Origin of the sequence: Curtobacterium sp. VKM Ac-2887 (assembly GCF_015350935.1) — a bacterium.
Taxonomy (GTDB): Bacteria; Actinomycetota; Actinomycetes; order Actinomycetales; family Microbacteriaceae; genus Curtobacterium.
The window spans coordinates 145,707-169,081 of record NZ_JADKSB010000007.1 but is presented as its reverse complement, the minus strand read 5'-3'; the positions used below and the strand labels follow the sequence as shown (position 1 = coordinate 169,081).

Below are 23,375 nucleotides of genomic sequence, written 5' to 3'. Positions count from 1 at the left end.
TTCACAGCACCCCCTGCTGCTGCAGCCACATCTCGATCAGGCCGAGCTGCCAGAGCGCGTTCGCGCCGATCTCGGTCCGCGTGCTGTTCGGGTCCTGGAGCATCCGCTCGACCGTACCCGGGTCGAACAGGCCGCGCTCACGTGCCTCCGGCGCGTGCAGTGCCGTGCGCACCCGCTCCAGGTACGGGCCCTCGAGCTGCCGGATCGCGGGCACTGGGAACGACCCCTTGCTGCGGTCGATGACGCTGTCGGGGACGATGCCGCGCGACGCCCGCTTCATGACGCCCTTGCCGCCGTCCGACAGCTTGAGCGCGGGCGGGATCGCGCCGGCGAGCTCGACGAACTCGTGGTCCAGGAACGGCACGCGGGCCTCGAGACCCCACGCCATCGTCATGTTGTCGACCCGCTTCACGGGGTCGTCGACGAGCATCGTCATCGTGTCGCTGCGGAGCGCAGCATCGACGCTCGTCTCCGCGCCCGGAACCGCGAACGCAGCGTCCACGAACGCCGACGGGGTGTCGTCGTCGCTCTTCCAGCGCTCCCCGAGCAGTCCCTGCAGCGCGGGCCACCTGCGGTCCATGAACACGGAGCGGTAGGCCTCGGCCGCCTGGTCGCGGGGGACGTCGGCGAGCGGCGGGTACCAGTCGTAGCCGGCGAGCACCTCGTCGGCACCCTGGCCGGACTGCACGACCTTGACGTGCTGCGAGACCTCCTGCGACAGCAGGTAGAACGCGACGCAGTCGTGGCTGACCATCGGCTCGCTCATGGCGGCGACCGCGCCGTCGATGCCGTCGAGCAGGCGCGTCGAGGGGATGTGGATGCGGTGGTGGTCGGTGCCGAAGTGCTTCGCGACCTGGTCCGAGTACTCGAACTCGTCGCCGGACTCACCGCCAGCGGCCTCGAAGCCGATGCTGAACGTGGCGAGGTCCTGCTGCCCGGCCTCGGCGAGCAGTCCGACGACCAGGGACGAGTCGATGCCGCCGGACAGCAGCACACCGACGGGGACGTCGGCGACCATGCGGCGCTCGACCGCGGTGCGGAGCGACCCGATGAACGCCTGCTCCCAGTCCTGGTCGGTCCAGTCGGCCCTGGCGGGGTCGCGTTCGAACCGTGGCTCCCAGTAGACGGTGTCGCGGGACGTACCGTCGCGCTCGATCACCCGGACGGTGGCGGGCGGGAGCTTGCCGACACCGGACAGGATCGTGCGGGGTGCCGGCACGATCGAGTGGAAGCTCATGTAGGACGCGAAGGCGACGGGGTCGATGGACGTGTCGATGCCGCCGCCGGTCCTGCTCGCGCCGCCGTCCCCCGCCAGGATCGCGGGCAGGGAGCTCGCGAACCGGAGCCCGCCAGGTACCTGTGCCACGTACAACGGCTTGATGCCGAGCCGGTCCCGCGCGAGCACGAGTCGGCCGCTGGCGTGCTCCCAGATCGCGATGGCGAACATGCCGATCAGGTGCTCGACGAAGGCCGTGCCCCACTCGGCGTAGGCCACGGCGATGACCTCGGTGTCCGACGTCGAGAAGAACTCGTGCCCCTTGCCGCGCAGCTCGTCACGCAGCTGCGCGTAGTTGTAGACCATGCCGTTGTACGCGATCGTCAGTCCGGCCCGGGGCAGCACCATCGGCTGCGCACCGGCGGTGGACAGGTCGACGATCGACAGCCGTCGGTGCCCGAGCGCGATCGGCCCGCGTGCCCAGAGCCCGTCACCGTCGGGGCCGCGGTGCACCATGCACCCGGTCATCCGTGCCACTGCTCCGACGTCCGGGGCCGTGCCGTCGAACCGGATCTCGCCCGCGAGTCCACACATCAGCGCTCTCCCTCGGCCGCCGCCTTCGCGGCGGATCCCACGATCCACGTGTCCTTGGCCCCGCCGCCGCGCGACGAGTTCACGACCATGCTGCCCTCGGGCGCCACCCGGGTCAGCGCGACGTCGGCCAGCTGCGCGTCGTCCGCTCCGGTCCCGGTCAGGTAGACGAACGCGCGCAGGTCGACGTGCCGGGGGTCGAGGCCCGCCGGTCCGATGGTCGGGTGCGACGACAGCTGCACCACTTCCTGCCCGACCCAACCGGCCGGGTCGGCAGCGATCTCGCGTCGTCGTTCGGCGACCTCCGGGGCGCTCGCGCTCGGCCCGATCAGGACCCCGCGACCGCCTTCGCCGTCGACCGGCTTCGTCACGAGTTCGCCGACCCGGTCGAGCACGGACAGCCGTTCGCCCTCGATGCTCGTGCGGTACGTCGGCACCGACTCGAGCAGCGGCTTCTCGTCCAGGTAGTACCAGATCAGGTCCGGCACGTTGACGTACATCGCCTTGTCGTCGACCAGGGCGTTGCCCGGGGCGTTCGCCAGGTGGACGTGTCCGGCCTCGGCGACGTCGAGGACGCGGGCGCCCAGCTCCGGCGCGTGGTCCGCGGTCAGGGCCCGCACGTCGCGGTCGATCCGCAGGTACAGCCCGTCGAGCACGTCGCCGGTCGTCGCGTCGACCACGCGTCCGTCACGGACGTCCAGGTCAGACCCGGCCAGGAGGCGCAGCCCGGCTCCGTCGGCCAGCCTGCGGTGCTCGAACCACGCGCCGGCGGCGGGGCCGTCGCTGACGAGTGCGAGCACCGGGTCCGGGTTGCCGGTCACCGCGGTCGCGTTGGTGCGCAGGGTCTCGCGCAGCCGGTCGGTCACGCCGTGCGGGTCCCGCAACAGCGCCGGACGGGGCGCGTCGGGCACGACGGCGTCCATGAGCTCGCGGAGGGCGATGCCGTACGCCACCCCGGAGGGCGAGCGCACGTTGTCCTCGAGCACCCGCCAGCCGCCGAACTCGTTCCGCACCAGGTCGAAGCCGAGCACGGGTGCCCGCACCGCGTGACCGGGCAGGCGCGAGGCGTCGGGGTCCCAGCCGTTCGCACCGACGAACTGGTGCTCGTCCATGACCCCGTCGGCCACGATCCGCCGCTCGCCGTACACGTCGCGCAGGAACAGCTCGATCGCCCGTGCGCGCTGCCCGAGGCCACGCTCCAGCTGCGACCACTCGTACGCGCTGATCGTCCGCGGCACCAGGTCGCACCCGAACGCCTGCACGCCGCCGTCCACGACGAAGCCGACCTCGTGCTCGCGGGCCCAGGCGTCGCGTGCGGCGCAGTGCTCGTTCGTCGTGTCGGCGTCCCAGGCGGTGAAGTACGTCGCCAGGTCGCGGAACGCCGGACGGGGGCGGGCGCCGGGGCCGACCGCTTCGTCGCCGGCGCGCACGCGGTACCCGGGGACCGCGACCGCCGGGTCCTCGTCACGTCCGGACGGCGTGCCGGCGGTGTCCTCGACCACCAGGGCGACGACGTCGTCGAGCTCCCCGCGCTCGGCGTACGCGGTGCGCTGTCGATCGGTGGAGTTGCCGCGGGCCAGGGTGTCCTCGAGCAGGTCCGTGACGGTGCCCCAGTCGCCGAGCTCCTCGAGTTCCGGACGCAGGCGGGACACCAGTTGCCGGACGGCGACCTCGGCGGGCAGGCGGTCCGGGTGCTGCCCGAGGCCGAGCAGTTCGCCGCTCAGCCCCGTGCGCGCCGCCTGCCACATCGCTGCACGGTGCAGGGGTTCGCTGCGGGGGTGCCACTCGGCGCCGGACTCGACGGCGATCTCGGCCTTCCGCACCGCTGCCCGGAACAACCCGGCGATGAGCACCGCGTCGTCGACGATCGGGGTGGCGTCGCAGACCCGGAGTTCGAGTGTCGGAGCGTGCGACGACGGCCGCACGTCGAAGTACGCCATCTTCTTGTCGGCGATCACCCCCGACGCGATCAGGTCGTCGAGCACCTTGTCGTACTCCGCCGCGTTCGACACCCGCCCGAAGCTGCCGGCCGACGGCCACCGCTGCCAGATGATGCTGCGGAACGACGAGTACCCGGTGTCCTGCCCGTTCCAGAACGGACTGGACGCGCTCAGGGCCAGCAGCACCGGCAGCACCGGCGCGACCCGTTGGGCGATCTGCACCGCCAGGTCGCGATCGCTCACCCCGACGTGCACCTGCAGGCCGCAGATGAGCTGCTCGTCGACGAGCATCCGGTACTGCTCCTGCATCCGGCCGTAGCGCCCGCCGCTGGTCAGTTCGAAGTCGGCGTACTCGGACCGCGGCGCGGTGCCCACCGACGCGATGGTGACCCCGGCCGGTGCGATCGCGGCGCTGAGCTCCCGGCGCAGGTCGACGATCACCCGCCGCAGGTCGTCGAGGGTGCGCACCACGGGGGTGTTCGTCTCGATGGTCGTGCGCTGCAGTTCCGCGCCGAAGCGGTCGGCGGGCAGCTTGGGCAGAAGGCGCGGGGCCTTCGCGGAAAGTCGGCCGGACTCGAGGTCGATGAGGTGCAGCTCTTCCTCGGCGCCGAGCGTCAGCTCTGCACTCATGGCTGGAACCTACGCGCGGCCGCTGTGGCGTGCGCCGCGGCACACCGCCCGACTCGCGTCCGTAACACGCCCGTCAATCGAGCGTCACGAGCGCTGCGCCTCCCGGCCGCACCGTGCGCCCGTCGCCGCCCCGTGCGAGGTTGCACGCTCCGTGCCCGGTTACAAGCGCGCACCACGCGCGCAACCTCGCACCAGCTCACGCACCTCGCACCGTGCGACCCGCGCGGATCGCGCACCGGTCCGCGAAAGCCGCACCGTGCTGTGGACGCACCGCACGTGCGGACGGGAGGCACGGCGCCAGCCCGCCACGCGCCTCCCGCCCGCACCGTGCGCACCTCGCCACCCCGTGCGAGGTTCCACGCACCGTGCCCGGTAACGAGCGCGCACCACGCGCGCAACCCCGCACCAGCCCGCGAAAGCCGCACCGTTCTGTGGACGCACACCACCCGCCGGACGGGAGGCACGGCGCCAGCCCGCCACGCGCCTCCCGCCCGCACCGTGCACGCTTCGTCACCCCGTGCGAGGTTGCACGCTCCGTGCCCGGTTACGAGCGCGCACCAAGCGGTCAACCTCGCACCAGGCCACGCACCTCGCACCAGGCGGGCCGGCGCCTACCCGCGCGTCCGGGCCAGGCGCCGGTTCAGCGCACCGTTCAGCAGCGCCACGAGCAGCCCCACCGCGAACACCAGCGTCCCGAAGCAGAGCACCTGCGGCGGCATCCCGGCCTTCGCGGCGCCGTACACGAACAAGGGGAACGTGACCGCGGGCCCGGCGACGAACGAGGTGATGACGTAGTCGTCGATCGACATCGCGAGCGCGAGCAGCCCGGCCGCGAGCATGCCCGGCGCGAGCAACGGCAGCGTCACGAGCCGGAAGGCCTGGAGCGGCGTCGCCCCGAGGTCGCTCGCGGCCTCTTCGAGCACCCGCGACGTGCCGGAGATCCGGGCGCGGAGCACCACCACGACGTACGCGACGTCGAACGCCACGTGGGTGATGAGCACGGTCAGGAACCCGGTGCCGAGCCCCACGGACAGGAAGAACGACAGCGACGCCGAGCCGACCACGATGGACGGCGCCGCGATGTCCGCGAACACCACGGCGTTCACAGCACCGCGGCCGGGGAACCGGTACCGCTCGAGCGCCAGGGCCAGCGGCAGCCCGATCGCGACCGAGATGATCGCGGCCAGGAACGCGACGACGACCGAGGTGACGAACGCGGCTCCGAGCCCGGACACGTTGACCAGGTTCGCGTACCAGTACGTCGTGAAGCCGTTCCACGCGAACGACAGCCGGTTCGTCGGGGCGTCGTTGAACGAGTACACGATCATGTAGACGATCGGGACGAGTGTGATCGCGATGGTGACCCAGTAGACGATCGCGAGCCAGGGCCCGCGACGGTTCACGCCGTGGCGGCGGACGACGGGCGACGAGGTGGTCGCGGTGGACGGACGAGACGGTGCGACGGCGGTCATACGAGGTCCTCGAGGTCGTCGGTGCCGGAGACGCGGGCGTAGATGAACAGGATGATGCCGAGCACGACCATGAGCACGGTCGACAGTGCCGCGGCGACGTTGTACTGCTGGTTGCCGGAGTACGCGTCCTGGATCGCCTGACCGATCGTGTAGGTGTTCGTGCCGCCGAGCAGCGCCGAGTTCACCGGATCGCCGACGCTGTCGATGAACACGAGCAGGACGCCGGCGAAGATGCCCGAGCGGGACAGCGGCAGCGTGGTGTGCCAGAACGCCCGGAACTTGCCGGCGTACAGGTCGTTGGCGGCCTCGCCGAGTCGCGGGTCGATGCGTTCGAGCGCGGCGTAGATCGGCAGCACCATGAACGCCAGGTCGTTGTAGGCGTCGCCGAAGATCACCGCGCCGCCGGTGCCGAGGATGTGGAAGTCCTTGCCGGCCAGGCCGATCGCCTGCAGGAAGGTGACGACCGGACCCTGCGACGCGAGCACGAACGCCCACATGTCGGTGCGGATGATGAACGACACCAGGAAGCTCACGAACACGAGCATGAGCAGCGGGTTCTTCCACCGCGGGGACACCCGGAAGGCGATGAAGTACGCCACCGGGTACCCGACGATGATGGTCACGACCGTTGCTGCGGCGCCGTACCAGAGGGACCGGAGCAGGAACGTCAGGTAGGGCACCTGCGGGTCGATGAACAGGGAGCCGTAGATCCCCCAGTTCCACGTGAAGGTGTACCCGTCGTCCGGGTTGCCCGACATGAGCGAGACGATGAGCCCGGAAACGAGCGGGATGACGAAGAACACGCAGAGGTAGGCGGTCCCGACCAGCGCGAGCAGGAAGGGCGTGCTGCGACGGCGCCCCCGACGGACCGGTGCCGGACCGGCGCCCGGTGTCGGTGCGGCACCGGGCCCGGCGACCCCGACGGCCGTCACGACTGCACCACCGCGTTGAAGATGCCGTTCCACTCCGAGTACTCGTCGTAGTTCTCGAACACCCGGAACTCGTGCGACTTGTCGAGCACTTCGGACGAGGGGAACACCAGCGGGCTGTCCGCCACCGTCGCGTCGTCGAGCTCGTCACGGACGTAGGCCTCGGCGCTGGGGACCGGGCAGACGTAGTTGACCCAGTCCTCGACGATGCCCGCGATCTTCGGCGTGTAGTAGAAGTCCATCCACTCGAGGGCGGCCACCGGGTTCGCTGCCTGCCGGGGGATCATGAGGTTGTCGTGCCACATCATCTGGCCCTCCTCCGGCGTGACGAACTTCAGGTCCTCGAACCCGGACTGCTGCGCCTGGAAGACGTCGCCGGACCACGCCTGGGTGATCCAGGTGTCGCCGTTCTCGAGCTTGTTGATGTAGCTCTGGTCGTAGAAGCCGGTCACGCTCGGGCGCAGTTTCCGCAACCACGCCTGCGCTTTCCGCCAGTCCGCCGGGGTGGACGTCTCCGGGGCGATGCCGTTCGCGAGCAGCCCGAGGGAACCGAGCTCGGTGTTGTCGCTCATCAGCCCGACGCGGCCCGCGAACGCCGGGTCGAGCAGGTCCTGGAACGACGTGATCTCGCGGTCGATGTACTTCGGGTTGTAGGCGATCCCGGTGAAGCCGGTCTGCCAGACGACGGAGTGCTTGTTGCCGGGGTCGTACGTCGGGTCCTTCACCGAGTCACCCGCGTTCGCCGCGAAGTTCGGCAGCCGCGAGTGGTCGAGCTCGCACACGAAGCCGTTCTTGATCATCTGGGTCAGCTCGAACCCGTTGGTCATCACGACCAGGTCGTAGCCGGTGGCACCCTGCGCCCGCAGGATCGGCGAGACGGTTGCGTAGAACGTCGCGTTGTCCTGGATCACCGCCTGGTAGTCGACGCTGATGCCGGTGGCCTTCTGGAACAGCGCGAGCGACTCGGACTTGCCGTGGTCGGAGTCGATGTAGAGCGGCCAGTTCGCGAAGTTCAGCTGCTTCGTCGCCGTGGCGTCCTGCCAGAACGCGGTCCAGTCGACGGCGTTCTCGGCGCCGGAGGCGGCTGAGCCCTTGATGCTGCACCCGGTGAGCAACGCCGCGAGCGCGGCGGCTCCTCCGCCGGCCAGCAGGCCGCGTCGGCTGACGCGCGCGGACGTCAGTCCGCGCAGCAGGTCCGGGCCGGGTCCCCCGCCGGTCACGCGAGCGATCCTGCCGTGGCGGGTGCGGACTGGAGGCCCGTGGCGGCGTGGGTGGTGACGGTCTGGTCGGACGCGGGGTGCGCCTCCAGGCCGAAACCGTGGTCGACGCCCCACGTGAGCCAGACCTCGGTGCCGGTCGCGATCCGCGGTCCGCCCTTCGAGTTCTGCGCGAAGACGGAGACGCGGCCGGCGCCGGGGACGTCCACCAGGTACTGCGTGCTGACCCCGGAGAACGAGACGTCGACCACGCGGCCGGGGCCGAGGATGTTGCGGCCGGCTTCGGGGGTGGCCTCCGAGGTGCGGATCTTGAGCTTCTCGGGACGGACGCCGACGACGACGCTGCCCGAGGTCCGGACGGCGCGGTCGGCCGGGACGGCGATGGTGCCCGCCGGGGTCGCGACCACGAGCAGCGGACCGTCGGTGCCGCGGACCTCGCCCTCGAGCAGGTTCGACTGGCCGAGGAAGTTCGCGACGAACGCGGTGCGGGGCAGCTCGTACAGGTCCTGGGGGCTGCCCATCTGCTCGATCCGGCCGCCGTTCATGACGGCGACCGTGTCGGCCATCGTCATCGCTTCTTCCTGGTCGTGGGTGACGTGCAGGAAGGTGAGTCCGACCTCGGCCTGGATCGTCTTGAGTTCGAGCTGCATCTGGTGCCGGAGCTTCAGGTCCAGCGCACCGAGGGGCTCGTCGAGCAGCAGGAGTGCCGGCCGGTTCACGATCGCGCGGGCCAGGGCGACGCGCTGCTGCATGCCGCCGGACAGGGAAGCGGGGCGCTTGTCGGCCGAGGCGTCGAGCTCGACCAGGTGCAGGGCCTCGCGCGCCTTCGTCATCGGGTCCGGGATCCGTCGCCGCTTCAGGCCGAACGCGACGTTGTCGAGCACGCTCATGTGCGGGAACAGCGCGTAGTTCTGGAACACCGTGTTGACGGGCCGCTGGTAGGGCTTCGTGTCGGTGACGTCCTCGCCGCCGATCGTGATGGTGCCGCTCGTGGGCTCCTCGAGCCCGGCGACGAGACGCAACGTCGTGGTCTTGCCGCAGCCCGAGGGGCCGAGCAGGGCGAAGAACGAGCCGGCCGGCACCGTCAGGTCCAGCGCGTCGACCGCGGTGTGGCCGGGGAACGACTTGGTGATCTGCTCGAGTCGGAGATCGGCTCCGGATTCGGCGAACGTGCCGGTCATTGCCATGGTGCCTCCTGCTGCTTCGGAAGGATCGGGGTCAGCCGATGTAGGACATGACGTGCTTGATGCGGGTGTAGTCGTCGAACCCGTACTGGGACAGGTCCTTGCCGTAGCCGGAGTGCTTGAAGCCGCCGTGCGGCATCTCGGCGACGATCGGGATGTGGGTGTTGATCCACACGCACCCGAAGTCCAGGTCACGGGCGAAGCGCATCGCCCGCGAGTGGTCGGTCGTCCACACCGAGCTCGCGAGCCCGTACTCGACGTCGTTCGCGGCGCGCAGTGCGTCGTCCTCGGTCGTGAAGCGCTGCACGGTCTGCACGGGGCCGAAGACCTCCTGCTGCACGATGCGGTCGGTCTGGCGCAGGCCGGACACGATCGTGGCCTGGTGGAAGTAGCCGACGTCGCCCTGCCGCCCGCCGCCGAACTCGATCGTGGCGTGGTCGGGGAGCGTGTCGACGAAGGACCGGACCTGGGCGAGCTGGTTCGCGTTGTTCACCGGGCCGAAGTACGGAGTGGCCGTGTCGGCGCCGGTGGTCGCGGTCGCACGCGCCGAGGCGGCGAGCGCCGCCACGAACTCGTCGTGGATGCCGTCCTGCACGAGCACCCGGGTGGCGGCGGTGCAGTCCTGCCCGGCGTTGAAGAACCCCGCGGCGACGATGCCGGCGACGGCGGACGGGATGTCGGCGTCGTCGAACACGATCACCGGGGCCTTGCCGCCGAGCTCGAGGTGGGTGCGCTTCAGGTCGCCGGCGGCGGCGCGGGCGACCTCCATGCCGGCGCGGACGGACCCGGTGATGGACACGAGCTGCGGGGTGGGGTGGTCGATCATCGCGGCGCCGGTGGTGCGGTCGCCGACGACGACGTTGAGCACGCCGGGCGGCAGGAACTCGGCGGCGACCTCGGCGAGCAGCAGGGTGGAGAGCGGGGTGGTGTCGCTCGGCTTGAGCACGGTGGTGTTCCCCGCGGCGAGCGCCGGGGCGAACTTCCACACCGCCATGTTGAGCGGGTAGTTCCACGGGGTGACCTGGGCGACGACCCCGATGGGCTCGCGCCGGACGAACGAGGTGTGGTCGGCCATGTACTCGCCGGCGCTGCGGCCCTCGAGGTTGCGGGCGGCTCCGGCGAAGAAGCGGATCTGGTCGACGGACAGCAGGATCTCGTCCTCGACCAGGGTGGCCCGGGGCTTGCCGGTGTCGAGGGACTCGAGGTCGGCGAACTCCGATGCCCGCTGCTCCATGGCGTCCGCGATCCGGAACAGCGCGAGCTGCCGTTCGCCGGGGGTCGTGCGGCGCCAGGTCGCGTAGGCGGTGCTCGCGCTCGTGAACGCGGCGTCGACGTCGGCGGCCGTGGACACGGGGGACGTGCCGTAGACCTGCTCGGTGGTGGGGTCGACCAGGTCGAACCGGGTGTCCGCGCCCGACTCGACGAACGACCCACCGACGAAGTTGCGCACCTCGTGCGTCGTGGTCACCGTTTCCGTCGTGTCCAGCATGGCGGTGATCCTGACACGGATTCCGGCGGTTCGGAAGACGGATTCGGAGGTTGTGGAGAACCGTAACAACGGAAATCGTCGCGAAACACGGTGTTCACAACGGAATCCCTTGCGCGCTCCGAGCCTCGCTGCCATGCTGTCCGGCATGGCGGCAGCACCACGACGTCCGGGACCGATCGACGACACCTCGAAGCGGATCATCGAACAACTCCAGGCGGACGGCCGCCGTCCGTACGGCGAGATCGGCAAGGCCGTCGGTCTCAGCGAGGCGGCGGTCCGGCAGCGCGTCCAGAAGCTCACCGAGACCGGCGTCATGCAGATCGTCGCGGTCACCGACCCGATGCAGCTCGGCTTCCACCGGCAGGCGATGATCGGCATCCGGGTCAGCGGTGACACCCGAACCGTCGCCGATGCCCTCGAACAGCTGCCGGCGGTCGACTACCTCGTCATGACCGCCGGCAGCTTCGACCTGATGGTCGAGGTCGTCTGCGAGGACGACGACGACCTGATCGAACTGCTCAACGGCACGATCCGGGCCATCCCGGGCGTCGCCGGCACCGAGACCTTCGTCTACCTGCAACTCCGCAAACAGCTCTACGACTGGGGAACGCGATGACCATCTCAGACCAGACGACCGGACAGCCCACGCGGCTCCACTCCTACGACCCGTTCGCCCCGGTCGACGACGCCGACCTGCAGCGGAAGTCCCGGGACCACCTGTGGATGCACTTCGCCCGGCACGGTGCGAACCAGGCCGGTGCCGACGTGCCGATCATGGTGCGCGGCGAGGGCCACCACGTCTACGACAGCCACGGCAAGGGCTACATCGACGGGCTCTCCGGCCTGTTCGTCGTCGCCGCCGGCCACGGGCGGAAGCGCCTGGCCGAGATGGCTGCGAAGCAGGCGGAGACGCTGAGCTTCTTCCCGATCTGGTCCTACGCGCACCCGGCGGCCATCGAGCTCGCCGACCGCCTGGCCGAGCACGCCCCTGGTGACCTCAACAAGGTCTTCTACTCGACCGGTGGCGGCGAGGCGGTGGAGACCGCCTTCAAGCTCGCGAAGTACTACTGGAAGCTCCAGGGCAAGCCCATGAAGCACAAGGTCATCTCGCGCGCGGTGGCCTACCACGGCACCCCGCAGGGTGCCCTGGCGATCACCGGCATCCCGGCGATGAAGCAGATGTTCGAGCCCCTGACGCCCGGTGGCTTCCGGGTGCCGAACACGAACTACTACCGCGCCGAGGAGATGGGCTTCCCGGGCGGCACCGAGGAGCAGTTCGGCTTCTGGGCGGCCGAGCGCATCCGCGAGATGATCGAGTTCGAGGGCCCCGACACCGTCGCGGCGGTGTTCCTCGAACCGGTGCAGAACTCCGGCGGCTGCTTCACCCCGCCGCCCGGGTACTTCCAGCGGGTGCGCGAGATCTGCGACGAGTACGACGTCCTGCTCGTCTCGGACGAGGTGATCTGCGCCTTCGGCCGGATCGGCACCATGTTCGCCTGCGACACCTACGACTTCGTGCCGGACATGATCACTTGCGCGAAGGCGATGACCTCGGGCTACTCGCCCATCGGCGCGACCATCATCAGCGACAAGCTCTTCGAGCCGTTCTCCAAGGGCGACACGACCTTCTACCACGGGTACACGTTCGGCGGGCACCCAGTGTCGGCCGCCGTCGCGATGGAGAACCTCGACATCTTCGAGGAAGAGGGCCTGCTCGCGAACGTGCGACAGAACGCCCCGCTGTTCAAGGCCGAGCTCGACACCTTGAAGGACCTGCCGATCGTCGGGGACGTCCGCGGTGACGGCTACTTCTACGGCATCGAGCTCGTCAAGGACAAGGCCACCAAGACGACCTTCGACGACGACGAGTCCGAGCGGCTGCTGCGCGGGTTCCTGTCGAAGGCGCTGTTCGACGCCGGGCTGTACTGCCGGGCGGACGACCGCGGCGACCCGGTCGTGCAGCTCGCACCGCCGCTGACCATCGGGCAGCCGGAGTTCCGCGAGATCACGTCGATCCTGCGGAGCGTCCTGTCCGAGGCCTCGTCGAAGATCTGATCGTGAGCGGCTACCGGGGCGTCTCGTTCTGGCTCGACCAGCTCGCGTCCACCGGACGCGACGACCTGGCGCCCCGGCCGCCGCTCGACGGCGACGCGACCGCGGACGTCGCGATCGTCGGCGGTGGACTGACGGGTCTCTGGACGGCCTGGTACCTGCACCAGGCCGACCCGGGCCTCCAGATCGTCGTCCTGGAACGCGAGATCGCCGGGTTCGGCGCCTCCGGTCGCAACGGGGGCTGGTGCTCGGCGCTGTTCCCGCGATCCGCCGAGTCCGTCGCGCGCGAGCACGGCCGCGACGCCGCACTCGCGCTGCGCGCAGCGATGCGCGACACCGTCGACGAGGTCGGCCGCGCAGCGTCCGAGGCCGGGGTCGACTGCGACTACGTGAAGGGCGGCACCGTCCTCTACGCGCGCTCCGCCGTGCAGGAACGCGCGGCGCACGACGAGGTCGCCTCGTCGGCCGAGTGGGGCGACGCCATGACCTGGCGCCCGGCTCGGCCCGGCGACGCCGCCGGATCGGCGGGGGTCGCGTGGACCCCGGACTGCGCGCGGGTGCAGCCCGCCGCACTGGTGCGTGGCCTGGCGGCCGCCCTGGAGGCCCGGGGCGTCCGGATCGCGGAGCACACGCCCGCCTCGTCGTGGGACCACGGGCGTGTGGTCACGTCGCGGGGGACCGTCACGGCCGGCGCGGTCGTCATCGCGGTCGAGGGGTACGGCGCACAGCTCGAACAGACGAAGCGGCGGATCCTGCCGCTCTACTCGCTCATGATCGCGACGGCGCCGCTGCCCGCGGCGGTGTGGGACCGCATCGGCCTGGAGCACGGGCAGACGTTCTCCGACTACCGGCACCTGCTCGTGTACGGGCAGCGCACGGCGGACGACCGACTGGCGTTCGGCGGACGCGGAGCCCGCTACCACTGGGGGTCCGCGATCACCCCCGGCTACGACCGGGTGCCACGCGTGTTCGAGCACCTGCGGAAGTCCCTGGTGGAGTTGTTCCCCGCCGTCACCGACGCCCCGATCACCCACACGTGGGGCGGCCCGCTCGGGGTGCCGCGCGACTGGTGCGCGTCCGTCACCTGGGACGGGCACGTCGGCACCGCCGGCGGCTACGTCGGTGACGGACTCTCCACGACGAACCTGGCCGGGCGGACGCTCGCCGACCTCGTGCGTGGGGTCGCGTCGCCGCTCACCGCACTGCCGTGGGTGAACCACCGCTCGCCCGACTGGGAGCCCGAGCCGCTCCGGTTCCTCGGGGCGAACGCCGGACTCGTGGCGACCGACCTGGCCGACCGCGAAGAAGCCCTGACCGGACGGCCGAGCCTGGCGGCGCGGCTGATGGCACCCCTGACAGGAGGCCACTGATGGCTGCACTCGATGCCGACGTCGTCGTCGTGGGAGCCGGGGTCGCCGGGCTCGCCGCTGCCCGGGCGCTCGCACTCGACGGCCAGCGGGTCGTCGTGCTCGAGGCCCGCGACCGGATCGGCGGCCGCACCTGGACCGACACCGCGCTCGGCGTGCCCGTCGACCTCGGCGCCTCGTGGATCCACGGCGTCGACGGCAACCCGCTCTGGGCCCTGGCGCCCCGGTTCGGCATCGAGACCGTCGAGTTCACCGTCGGGAGCTTCCAGTTCGACGGCCGCCCGATCGCGTGGCACGGCCCCTCCGGTGCGCCGCTGTCCGAGGCCTCGGCCTCGGCGTTCGTCGCGGACCTGCACACCGTCGACGCCGCCCTGGACACCGTCGTCGCACACGCTCCACCGCCCTCGACGTACGCGGCCGCCGTCGACACCGTGCTGCGGTCCCTGCAGTGGCAGGGCGACCGGGCCGCGCGGGTCCGCGAGTACATGGCGCACCGTTCCGAGGACCTCTGCGGCGCACCCGTGACCGTCCTCGACGCCCGCGGCCTCGAAGAGGAACACGTCCCCGGCGACGAGGTGGTGTTCCCCGGCGGCTACGCGCAGTACGCCGCCGCCCTGGCCGAGGGGCTCGACGTCCGGCTGTCCGCGGTCGTGCGGTCGGTGACGCAGTCCGCGACGGGTGTCGTGGTCGGACTCGCCGACGGTTCGTCGGTCACGGCGGACGACGTCGTCGTGACCGTCCCGCTCGGGGTGCTGCAGGCCGGCGACGTGACGTTCGACCCACCGCTCGGCGAGACGGTCACCGGTGCGATGGGCCGACTCGGGATGGGCGTCTACGACAAGGTGTTCCTGCGGTTCCCGGAGCGGTTCTGGGGCGATTCGTGGGTGGTCCGCCAGCAGGGGTCGGCCGGTGTCGACTGGCACTCCTGGTACGACATGTCCCGCGTCACCGGAGCCCCCGTGCTGGCCGCCCTGGTCGGCGGGACCGGGGCCCGGCGCCTCGAGACCCTGCCGGACGCCATGATCGTGGAAGAGGGCATCGGCGGCCTGCGGCGGATGTTCGGCCCGTCGGTCCCCGAACCCGAGGCGTTCCGGATCACCCGGTGGGCCGACGACCCGTTCGCACGAGGCTCGTACTCGTACCTGCACGTCGGGGCGTCACCGGACGACCACGACCTGCTCGGAGCGCCGTCCGGCCGGGTGCAGCTCGCCGGCGAGGCCACGTGGGGCGACGACCCGGCGACCGTGCACGGCGCGCTGCTGTCCGGACTGCGGGCGGCCGGGCGGTTGCTCGGCTCCGAGGTCGACCCGCTCGTGCTCGCGACGCCCGTCAGCGGCTGATCCGTCAGCCGAGGAGGTCAGTCTCCCGGCAGCGGGGGCAGCAACGAGTCGAGCAGCGCGTTCGTCAACGACCCGGCTTCCAGCGCACGGCGTGGGGAGTCGGAGCCGAGCACAGCCTGCTGCACGTTCCACCACTGCAGGGCATCCCACCGCTGCTGCTCTGTCCCGTCGCCACCCTGCAACAGGCGGCGGTTGGCGTTGATGACGACGGGGAAGAGGTCACCAGTCTCGTCGTTGAACTGGAGTGCGGGGTACCGGTGCGCCTGCGCGCCCGGCACTGCGAGTACGGCACCCTGCTTCCGGTAGTAGCCGAGCCGGCTCCGCTGCTTCGATTGAGACTCCTTGTGCCAGAGCCGAGCTGCCGCATCGACTGGGTACAGCAAGTCGATCCCTCGCAGAGCTTCTGCCCGCTCGAGGAGGACGCGGTCTCTCGCGTAGTCGGGCTGCCACACTCGTTCGGCTTCCCACCCCTCCGGGAATCCCATTCCACGCAACTTCTCGGCGCTGTCACCGGCGAACGACTCGATCAGGTCACGGAGCCCATCGCGTGTCTCGTTCGAGCCGTCGATGCGCACGAGGAAGTACGCGAGGACGACGAGTGTGCCGTAGACACGGCTCGACGGACGCGAGACCGGCGTCGTACCGCTGATCTCGTCTGCCTGCTCTCGGAGGTGAGCCAGCTCAGGAGCGCCCTCAGGCACGGCGAGGGGAGCGGTCAGGTTCCGGTTCCACAACCGGGCATGGTGCGCCGCGGTGTTGCGGACCTGTCGCAGGTGCTCGAGCCAGTTGCTCAGGGCAGCTGCGTCCCCGTTGCCGTCGGGGAGGTACAGGTCGAAGTCGATTGCGATCTGTTGTCGGTGCCGCTGGCTCATACCGCCGAACAGCCTGTTGAGCGTGCCGAAGGACATGACCTCCGTTGCCGCCCAAACCGGCAACGGTCTCCCGTAGGTAGCCTCGAAGTGCGGCATGAAAGTCTCGTTCGACAGCTCCTCGGCGCGAGCCTGCTTCCGAAGCCACGACTGGTGGTCGCTTTCAATGTGATCGCAGGAGCTCGTACAGTTCGGCCCGCTGCAACTGCGGTTCCTCGATCGAGTCCAATCTGAGCTCAACGCTGAAGGATCGGTATGGGTGAACGGTCCCGTTCGTCCCAGGAGGTGCCCGATCCGAAATCGGAGAGCGACCTCGACCCGTGACAGCGCGAGGAGAACCGCGGCTCGCAGCGCTTCATCGAACCGATAGCTCGCGATGACGTCGGCCAGACTCGAGCCTGCAACGAAGTCGGACGGGCGCGCCTCATCCTCTGCGCTTGCAGGAACGCGAAAGGGATACCAGTACCCGGAGAGTCGGTAGTACCCGATCGACGCCAGGGCGTTGAGCGCGGTCGTCTTGTCTCCGATCTGAAGACCGCGTCGCTCGATGAGCTCCAGCTGGTCCTCGACGGACAGGAACGGCTTCGCGTAGGTGCTCGTCACACCGTCATCGTAAAGAAAACTGGCCGCCTCCCCTTGTCGGGAATGACGGCCAGTCGTGATGCCGCAACGATACCCCGACGGCCCGCCATTGTCACCCCCTCAGGCGACGTCGTGCTGCACCGCGGTGGGAACCCTTCAGTCGAACGCGGGGGTGTCGACCGAGCACGTCACGGGCTCACCCGCGGCCGCGGTCTCCGTGGCGATCTCGCGCTTGCCGTCGAGCAGGATCCGGCAGGTCGCCGTCGCGCCCCGCGCCGGGGTCGCCCGGACCGAGGCGCGCTGCTCGGCGAGGACGATCGACTCGTGCTCCCAGGTACCCGTCTCCTGCGAACCCGTCTTCTGCGTGCCCGTCTCCTGCGTGCCGAGCCGGTGCACCTCCGGGGCGTCGCCGCGCTTCTCGGCACCCTCGACGCGGACGTCGGTCAGTTCCGACCCGGCCGGCCCGTCGACCTGCACCTGGTACGTGACGGCCCAGGCGTCGCCGGTCTGCTGCTGGATGAAGGAGCAGCCGGTCGCGGTGAGGGCCAGGCCCCCGGCGAGGACGGCTGCTGCCACGAGACGGACGGGGCGGTGGATGCGTTCGGTCATGGCTCCAGCCTCGACCGGTGGCGATCCGGTGTCGTCCGCCGCTCGGTGCGCCGTCGTGCACCTCCGGGGCGACCCCGCGTCCGTCGAGCGGTGGACACGACGGACCGACGCGCCGCCGCGGGTCACCTCCGCGCCCGGCCGGTGCGCGACACTCACACCGTGACCCCGACCAGGACCCGCCACCGCCACGAACACCGCGCGCCGGTGGCGATCGCCGTCCTGGTGAACCTCGGGCTCAGCCTGTTCCTGCCGAGCGAGGTGCTGTTCTTCCCGTCGTGGGTGGTCCCGGTCCTCGGCGTCCTGCTGCTGATCCCGCTCGTCGTCTTCAACCCGCGACGACTGACCCGCGAGACGACCTGGTCGCGGTGGGTGTCCTTCTCGTTGGCGATCCTGCTCACCGTCGCGAACCAGCTGACCGTGGTCCGGACGATCGAGGTGCTCCTCGGTGGCCAGGCCGACGGCGGTGCCGTGCTGCTTACCGCCCTGCAGGTGTGGGTGAGCACGATCATCGCGTTCGGGCTCGTGTACTGGGAGCTCGACCGGGGCGGGCCGGTGGCTCGTCGTCGTCCCGAGCTGTGGACGAGTGACGAGGCCGACTTCCAGTTCCCGCAGGAGACCGACCCGAAGACCGCCGCGTGGCGACCGGTGTACCTGGACTACCTCTACGTCGCGATGACGAACATGGTGGCGTTCAGCCCGACCGACACCATGCCGATGACCGTGCGCGCGAAGATGATCATGGCCTACCAGGCACTCGGCGGGTTCATCCTGCTGGCCCTGGTCATCTCGCGCGCGGTCAACATCATCAGCTGAGGTCGCTCAGGAGCCGTGTGCTTCCTCCGACACCGGCTGCCACTCGCGCCAGGTCGCCAGGCGGGACTCGTAGTCCTTCTCGGCGATGCCGAGCGGCGCCTTGCCGAAGAAGACGCGCAGGGGCGGCTGCTCGGCGTCGACGACCTTCAGGATCGCCGAGCGGGTCGCCTCGGGTTTGCCGGGGTCGGCGGCCGACGGGCGCTTCGACGCGGCCTCGCGGACGTCGGCGTAGGCGGCGATCTCGTCGCTCTTCTTCGACGACGGTCCGGACCAGTCGGTCGAGAAGCCGCCCGGCTCGATGAGCGTCACGTGGATGCCGAAGCCGGCGACCTCCTGCGACAGGGACTGCGACAGCCCCTCGAGCGCCCACTTCGATGCGTGGTAGGCGCCGACCGTCGGGAACGCGCTGATCCCGCCGATGCTCGACACCTGGATGACGTGCCCGGAGCCCTGCTCCCGCATGATCGGCAGCGCGGCCTGGGTCACCCAGAGCGCTCCGAACAGGTTCGTCTCGAGCTGGGCTCGGACCTCGTCCTCGGTGAGTTCCTCGACCATGCCGAAGTGGCCGTAGCCGGCGTTGTTCACGACGACGTCGAGCGAGCCGAAGTGCTCCGCCGCACGCTGCACGGCCGCGAAGTCCGCGGCACGGTCGGTCACGTCGAGCTGCAGTCCGAGGAACGTGTCCGGGTACTGGTCGACGAGTGCTTGCACGTCGTCGGTGTCGCGGGCCGTGCCGGCTACGGAGTCTCCACGTTCGAGGGCGGCTTCCGCCCACTCGCGGCCGAAGCCCTTCGACGCTCCGGTGATGAACCAGGTCTTGCTCATGCTGTCTCCTCCTGAGATCTGACGCGATCAGGCAACGCTCCCCGCTTCCGTGGCACCTGGAGGTCCGGGTGACGGACGCGGCAAGCGGACACCAGCGGACCGCGACTCAGGGTCGAGGTGCCGCGAACTCCAGGTTGACGTCGTCGGGGTCCTGCACGGACAGGATCACCAGGCCGAACGGCGGCAGGTCGGTGACGTCGCCGTGGTCGATGCCGGCGGCGTCCAGCCGCTCGACGGCGGCGTGCAGGTCGTCGACGGACCCGACGCGGAACGACACGTGGTCGAGGCCGACTCGGTCGGGATCGAACCGGTCCTCGGCGGGGGCGACCGGTCGCAGGCCGAGCGTCTGCCCGCCGAACGTGAACGAGCACCCGCCGTAGGTCCGCCACGGGTCGTCGTGGATCGTCGGGTCGTCGATCTGGTCGCTGAAGTCACTGCCGGGCGACATGCCGAACAGCTGCTCGTAGAAGGCCTTGCTCCGGCGGATGTCCGTGACCGTGAGGCGCACGTGCGAGAAGCCGAGCGGCGTGACGATGGGTTCGCTCATCACCCCACCCAACTCCCCCTGGGCCTTGCGCTCATTGACCATGCGATCAACAATGGCGGGATGGACGTCGTCATCGCTCCCCCGCACCCGTCTCCGCTGCACCAGGACACCGGCACCCCCCGCCGCTCGACCCGCGTCGCCCTCGTGCAGGTGCGTTGGCTCGAAGACCCCGCTGCCCACCGAGCACAACTCGCCGACGGCATCGCCACCGCCGCGGCCAATGGCGCCGCGGCAGTGTTCCTGCCCGAGCTCACCCTGCGCCGCTACCCCGGCGACACTCCGGCCAGTGGTGTCCCGAAGGACCTCGCCGAGTCGCTCGAGGACGGCCCGACGGTCACCTTCACCCGCGCACAGGCGATCGAGCACGGGGTGTTCGTCCACGCCTCGCTGTACGAGCGCCCTGCCGACGACGACCAGCCCGACGACCCCCGCGGCTACAACACCGCCGTCCTCGTCGCCCCCGACGGCACCCTGGTCGGCCGGACCCGAAAGACCCACATCCCGATCAGCGCCGGCTACTACGAGGACACGTACTTCCGCGCGGGGACGGACGACGACGCCTTCCCGGTGTACGAGCCGGCGGGTCTCGGCGCACGCGTCGGACTGCCGACGTGCTGGGACGAGTGGTTCCCCGAGGTGGCCCGGTCCTACGGCCTCGCCGGGTCCGAGGTCCTGGTGTACCCGACGGCGATCGGCTCCGAGCCGACGTTCCCGGACTTCGACACCGCGCCGATCTGGCGGCAGGTCATCGTCGCGAACGGCATCACCGCCGGCCAGTTCATGGTCGTCCCGAACCGCTGGGGCGACGAGGGCGACATCACGTTCTACGGGTCGTCGTTCATCTCGGACCCGTTCGGCCGCGTGCTCGCCGAAGCTCCGCGTGACGCTGACGCGGTGCTCGTGGCGGACCTCGACCTCGAGGCCCGGACGGAGTGGCTCCGACTGTTCCCCTTCTACGTGACCCGTCGCCCCGACCTCTACGCGGGGCTCGTCGCCCCGGTCGACGAGGACCGCCACGCGTACGGCGCACGCGACGCGATCGTCGCGGCCATCGGGGTGGCGGCGACCGACGCCGGACCGGAGGTGCGCGCATGACGTGGGTGATGCCTCCCGAGACGGCTCCGCAGGAACGCACCTGGATGGCGTTCCCGCGCCCCGGCCTGACGCTCGGTGACGACGCGGCGAGCGCTGAGGCGGCGCGACGGACGTGGGCGACCACCGCCAACACGATCAGCGAGCACCAGCCCGTCACGATCGTCGTGGACCCGGTCGCGCGAGCCGACGCTCGTCGCCTGCTGTCGACCGCGGTCGAGGTGCTCGAAGCGCCCCTCGACGACTTCTGGATGCGCGACATCGGGCCGACGTTCGTCGTCGACGACGTGACCGGCGAGCTCGGCGCCGTGGACTGGGTCTTCAACGGCTGGGGCGCGAACTCCTGGTCGACGTGGACCCGTGACGCCGAGGTCGCCGCCACGGTCGCGGCCGCCGCCAGTGCGCGGCGGATCCCGTCGCTGCTCGTGAACGAGGGCGGGGCGATCCACGTCGACGGCACGGGCACGGTCCTGGTGACGGAGACCGTGCAGCTCGATCCGCGACGGAACCCGTACGCCGACCGCGAGCGCGTCGAACTCGAGCTGGCCCGGACGATCGGCGCGACGGACGTGGTCTGGCTGCCCCGCGGCCTGACCCGTGACTACGACGGGTTCGGGACCCGGGGCCACGTCGACATGGTCGCGACCTTCGCCGATCCGGGCACGGTCCTGCTGCACGCGCAGCCCGACGCCGGCCACCCGGACCACCTGGTGATGCCGCAGATCCGTCGGGCGCTCGAGCAGGCCACGAACGCGACCATCGTCGAACTGCCGGCCCCGTCGACCCTGACCGACGACGACGGCCCGGTCGACTGGAACTACGTCAACCACGTGGTGGTGAACGGCGCCGTGATCGCCTGCGCGTTCGGTGACGCCGTCGCCGACGACCACGCCCGCGGCATCCTCGCCGACGTGTACCCGGGTCGTCAGGTGCGTTCGATCGACGCTCGTCAGGTCTTCGCGCGCGGCGGCGGCCTGCACTGCATCACGCAGCAACAGCCGGCGGTCTGATCCATCGCCGCGGTGTACAGCAACTGCCCGACGTCTGTACACCGCGGCCGGTCCACCGAGCACTCGCACATCGGTATGTTGCTCCGAACCAGTCCGGGCGACGCTGCCCAGCCCAGCTCCGGCGCTGCCCACCTCCGACCCAGCAGGGAAGTCCACGCACATGGCATCACCGACCGCGGTCCCCACACCGACAGCACCGGCAACACCTGCGCGCGGCGGTTCCCTGAAGCGGAGCCTCGGACTCTGGGCGATCGTCGGCCTGGGCCTCGGCTACATGACCCCGACGGTGGTGTTCGACACCTTCGGCATCGTCTCCGGGCAGACCGACGGCGCCGTGCCGAGCGCGTACCTGATCGCGCTGGTCATCATGGCCCTGACGGCGATCAGCTACGGGAAGATGGTCCGGGTCTACCCGGCAGCCGGTTCGGCCTACACGTACGTGCGGGAGTCGATGCACCCGAACCTCGGGTTCATGGTCGGCTGGGCGTCCCTGCTCGACTACCTGCTGCTGCCGATGGTGAACGCCCTGATCATCCGGCTCTACCTGGAGCAGGTGTTCCCGGCACTGCCGTCGTGGGTGACGGTCGTCGTCTACACGGTGTTCGTGACGACGGTGATCTGCCTGTCGATGCGTGGCACGTCGAACCTCAACATGGTGCTGCTCATCGGCGCGATCCTGGCGATGATCGCGTTCGTGGTCTTCACCGTCATCGAACTCGTCCACGGTGCCGGCGCCGGCACGATCGCGAGCACCGAGCCGTTCGTGCACGACGGCGTGACGATGTCCGCCCTGCTCACCGGTGCGACGGTGGTCTGCTTCTCGTTCATCGGCTTCGACGCCGTGACGATGTACACGGAAGAGGCGAAGTCGATCCGGATCATGCCGAAGGCGATCATGCTGACGGTGCTGCTCGGCGGCGCGATCTTCCTGGTGTCCGCGTACTTCGCGCAGCTGCGGTTCCCGACGAACACCCCGTTCGGCGAGTTCACCGACGACCCGCTCCCCCAGATCGGCCTGCTCGTCGGTGGCCCGGTGTTCCAGGCGGTCCTGGTGTCGGCCGGGTTCGTCGCCGCGTTGGCGTCGGGGCTCGCCTCGCACGCGAGCGTCGCCCGCATGCTCATGGTGATGGGTCGGAACAACGTCCTGCCGAAGCGGGTGTTCGGCTACGTCAACCCGCGCACGCACACCCCGGTGTTCAACGTGGTCTTCGTCGGGGCGGTCACGCTGCTCGCGATGAGCTTCTCGCTCGACACCATCTCGTCGTACATCAACTTCGGCGCGCTCGTCGCCTTCACCTTCGTCAACGCGAGCGTCATCGTGCACTTCGCCGTCCGGCAGGGCCGCCGCCACACCGCGGGTGACCGGTGGAAGTACATCGTCCTGCCCGGCCTCGCGATGGTCCTGACGGGGGTGCTCTGGTCGCAGCTCCACGCCGACGCACTGATCGCAGGAGGAGTGTGGGCTGCGATCGGCTTCGCCTACCTGCTCGTCATCACGAAGGGCTTCCGGGTGCTGCCGAAGAGCTTCGACGAGAACCAGCCGGTCACCGGCGTCAACAAGCAGCTGACCGACCAGGCCTGACCCACCACGAGAGGACGCC

19 protein-coding genes are annotated in these 23,375 nt (G+C 70.3%); 8 read left to right on the top strand and 11 right to left on the bottom strand.

What is annotated here, in order from left to right; genetic code table 11:
* Position 1: 1 nt before the first annotated feature.
* The 7 genes from ITJ69_RS10235 to ITJ69_RS10205 form a co-directional block, all read right to left on the bottom strand.
* Positions 2-1,810 (bottom strand): N-acetylglutaminylglutamine amidotransferase, encoded by a 1,809-nt coding sequence (locus tag ITJ69_RS10235; RefSeq protein WP_194672709.1) that lies wholly within the window; start codon positions 1,808-1,810, stop codon positions 2-4.
* Positions 1,810-4,377, bottom strand: a complete 2,568-nt coding sequence (locus ITJ69_RS10230; protein ID WP_194672708.1) for a carboxylate--amine ligase/circularly permuted type 2 ATP-grasp protein — start codon at positions 4,375-4,377, stop codon at positions 1,810-1,812. Before ITJ69_RS10230 ends, ITJ69_RS10235 begins: the two co-directional genes overlap by 1 nt.
* Positions 4,378-4,988: 611 nt before the next feature.
* The gene (locus tag ITJ69_RS10225) at positions 4,989-5,849 is read right to left on the bottom strand and encodes an ABC transporter permease (RefSeq protein ID WP_194672707.1); all 861 of its coding nucleotides are present in this window, start codon (positions 5,847-5,849) and stop codon (positions 4,989-4,991) included.
* A complete protein-coding gene (locus ITJ69_RS10220; RefSeq protein ID WP_123339295.1) occupies positions 5,846-6,781 on the bottom strand; it encodes an ABC transporter permease in 936 nt (311 codons plus the stop codon). The genes ITJ69_RS10225 and ITJ69_RS10220 overlap by 4 nt, the downstream gene beginning before the upstream one ends.
* Positions 6,778-7,998 (bottom strand): spermidine/putrescine ABC transporter substrate-binding protein, encoded by a 1,221-nt coding sequence (locus tag ITJ69_RS10215; protein ID WP_323743081.1) that lies wholly within the window; start codon positions 7,996-7,998, stop codon positions 6,778-6,780. Before ITJ69_RS10215 ends, ITJ69_RS10220 begins: the two co-directional genes overlap by 4 nt.
* Positions 7,995-9,182, bottom strand: a complete 1,188-nt coding sequence (locus tag ITJ69_RS10210; RefSeq protein ID WP_194672706.1) for an ABC transporter ATP-binding protein — start codon at positions 9,180-9,182, stop codon at positions 7,995-7,997. Before ITJ69_RS10210 ends, ITJ69_RS10215 begins: the two co-directional genes overlap by 4 nt.
* A 31-nt stretch (positions 9,183-9,213) precedes the next feature.
* Entirely contained in the window at positions 9,214-10,668 is a 1,455-nt protein-coding gene (locus ITJ69_RS10205) for an aminobutyraldehyde dehydrogenase (protein ID WP_194672705.1), read from the bottom strand.
* Positions 10,669-10,801: 133 nt separating this feature from the next.
* On the opposite strand from ITJ69_RS10205, the gene ITJ69_RS10200 reads away from it, so the two are divergent.
* The 4 genes from ITJ69_RS10200 to ITJ69_RS10185 are packed head-to-tail and all read left to right on the top strand — an operon-like array spanning position 10,802 to position 15,427.
* Positions 10,802-11,284 carry an Lrp/AsnC family transcriptional regulator gene (locus ITJ69_RS10200; protein WP_035809531.1) on the top strand — a complete coding sequence of 161 codons (483 nt, stop codon included), beginning with the start codon at positions 10,802-10,804 and terminating at the stop codon, positions 11,282-11,284.
* Complete coding sequence (locus ITJ69_RS10195; protein WP_123292906.1) at positions 11,281-12,723, top strand: aspartate aminotransferase family protein; 1,443 nt, start codon at positions 11,281-11,283, stop codon at positions 12,721-12,723. The genes ITJ69_RS10200 and ITJ69_RS10195 overlap by 4 nt, the downstream gene beginning before the upstream one ends.
* A 2-nt stretch (positions 12,724-12,725) precedes the next feature.
* On the top strand, positions 12,726-14,090 hold the full coding sequence (locus ITJ69_RS10190; RefSeq protein WP_194672704.1) for an NAD(P)/FAD-dependent oxidoreductase: 1,365 nt from the start codon (positions 12,726-12,728) through the stop codon (positions 14,088-14,090).
* On the top strand, positions 14,090-15,427 hold the full coding sequence (locus ITJ69_RS10185) for a flavin monoamine oxidase family protein (protein ID WP_194672703.1): 1,338 nt from the start codon (positions 14,090-14,092) through the stop codon (positions 15,425-15,427). Before ITJ69_RS10190 ends, ITJ69_RS10185 begins: the two co-directional genes overlap by 1 nt.
* A 17-nt stretch (positions 15,428-15,444) precedes the next feature.
* Here ITJ69_RS10185 and ITJ69_RS10180 read toward each other — a convergent pair whose 3' ends face one another.
* Both ITJ69_RS10180 and ITJ69_RS10175 read right to left on the bottom strand, forming a co-directional pair.
* Positions 15,445-16,899 carry an Abi family protein gene (locus ITJ69_RS10180; protein WP_194672702.1) on the bottom strand — a complete coding sequence of 485 codons (1,455 nt, stop codon included), beginning with the start codon at positions 16,897-16,899 and terminating at the stop codon, positions 15,445-15,447.
* Positions 16,900-17,034: 135 nt separating this feature from the next.
* The gene (locus ITJ69_RS10175) at positions 17,035-17,487 is read right to left on the bottom strand and encodes a hypothetical protein (protein ID WP_194672701.1); all 453 of its coding nucleotides are present in this window, start codon (positions 17,485-17,487) and stop codon (positions 17,035-17,037) included.
* Positions 17,488-17,646: 159 nt separating this feature from the next.
* Between ITJ69_RS10175 and ITJ69_RS10170 the strand changes: the two genes are divergently transcribed.
* On the top strand, positions 17,647-18,300 hold the full coding sequence (locus ITJ69_RS10170) for a DUF1345 domain-containing protein (protein ID WP_123293386.1): 654 nt from the start codon (positions 17,647-17,649) through the stop codon (positions 18,298-18,300).
* 6 nt (positions 18,301-18,306) lie between these two features.
* On the opposite strand, the gene ITJ69_RS10165 is transcribed toward ITJ69_RS10170, so the two are convergent.
* Positions 18,307-19,125 carry an SDR family oxidoreductase gene (locus ITJ69_RS10165; RefSeq protein ID WP_159572957.1) on the bottom strand — a complete coding sequence of 273 codons (819 nt, stop codon included), beginning with the start codon at positions 19,123-19,125 and terminating at the stop codon, positions 18,307-18,309.
* 106 nt (positions 19,126-19,231) lie between these two features.
* Positions 19,232-19,672, bottom strand: coding sequence for a VOC family protein (locus ITJ69_RS10160; protein ID WP_159572956.1), 441 nt, complete (start codon positions 19,670-19,672; stop codon positions 19,232-19,234).
* Positions 19,673-19,732: 60 nt separating this feature from the next.
* On the opposite strand from ITJ69_RS10160, the gene ITJ69_RS10155 reads away from it, so the two are divergent.
* The 3 genes from ITJ69_RS10155 to ITJ69_RS10145 all read left to right on the top strand — a co-directional run bounded on the left by ITJ69_RS10155 (position 19,733) and on the right by ITJ69_RS10145 (position 23,356).
* Entirely contained in the window at positions 19,733-20,767 is a 1,035-nt protein-coding gene (locus tag ITJ69_RS10155) for a nitrilase-related carbon-nitrogen hydrolase (protein ID WP_194672700.1), read from the top strand.
* Complete coding sequence (locus ITJ69_RS10150; RefSeq protein ID WP_194672699.1) at positions 20,764-21,774, top strand: agmatine deiminase family protein; 1,011 nt, start codon at positions 20,764-20,766, stop codon at positions 21,772-21,774. The genes ITJ69_RS10155 and ITJ69_RS10150 overlap by 4 nt, the downstream gene beginning before the upstream one ends.
* A gap of 160 nt (positions 21,775-21,934) precedes the next feature.
* Positions 21,935-23,356 (top strand): APC family permease, encoded by a 1,422-nt coding sequence (locus tag ITJ69_RS10145; protein ID WP_123937135.1) that lies wholly within the window; start codon positions 21,935-21,937, stop codon positions 23,354-23,356.
* Positions 23,357-23,375 lie beyond the last annotated feature (19 nt).

Coding starts and splice junctions, on each gene's coding strand:
- ITJ69_RS10235 (WP_194672709.1), bottom strand. CDS start 1,810: ATGTGTGGACTCGCGGGCGAGATCCGGTTCGACGGCACGGCCCCGGAC.
- ITJ69_RS10200 (WP_035809531.1), top strand. CDS start 10,802: ATGCTGTCCGGCATGGCGGCAGCACCACGACGTCCGGGACCGATCGAC.
- ITJ69_RS10150 (WP_194672699.1), top strand. CDS start 20,764: ATGACGTGGGTGATGCCTCCCGAGACGGCTCCGCAGGAACGCACCTGG.
- ITJ69_RS10210 (WP_194672706.1), bottom strand. CDS start 9,182: ATGGCAATGACCGGCACGTTCGCCGAATCCGGAGCCGATCTCCGACTC.
- ITJ69_RS10185 (WP_194672703.1), top strand. CDS start 14,090: ATGGCTGCACTCGATGCCGACGTCGTCGTCGTGGGAGCCGGGGTCGCC.
- ITJ69_RS10230 (WP_194672708.1), bottom strand. CDS start 4,377: ATGAGTGCAGAGCTGACGCTCGGCGCCGAGGAAGAGCTGCACCTCATC.
- ITJ69_RS10225 (WP_194672707.1), bottom strand. CDS start 5,849: ATGACCGCCGTCGCACCGTCTCGTCCGTCCACCGCGACCACCTCGTCG.
- ITJ69_RS10195 (WP_123292906.1), top strand. CDS start 11,281: ATGACCATCTCAGACCAGACGACCGGACAGCCCACGCGGCTCCACTCC.
- ITJ69_RS10165 (WP_159572957.1), bottom strand. CDS start 19,125: ATGAGCAAGACCTGGTTCATCACCGGAGCGTCGAAGGGCTTCGGCCGC.
- ITJ69_RS10175 (WP_194672701.1), bottom strand. CDS start 17,487: ATGACCGAACGCATCCACCGCCCCGTCCGTCTCGTGGCAGCAGCCGTC.
- ITJ69_RS10160 (WP_159572956.1), bottom strand. CDS start 19,672: ATGAGCGAACCCATCGTCACGCCGCTCGGCTTCTCGCACGTGCGCCTC.
- ITJ69_RS10145 (WP_123937135.1), top strand. CDS start 21,935: ATGGCATCACCGACCGCGGTCCCCACACCGACAGCACCGGCAACACCT.
- ITJ69_RS10205 (WP_194672705.1), bottom strand. CDS start 10,668: ATGCTGGACACGACGGAAACGGTGACCACGACGCACGAGGTGCGCAAC.
- ITJ69_RS10155 (WP_194672700.1), top strand. CDS start 19,733: ATGGACGTCGTCATCGCTCCCCCGCACCCGTCTCCGCTGCACCAGGAC.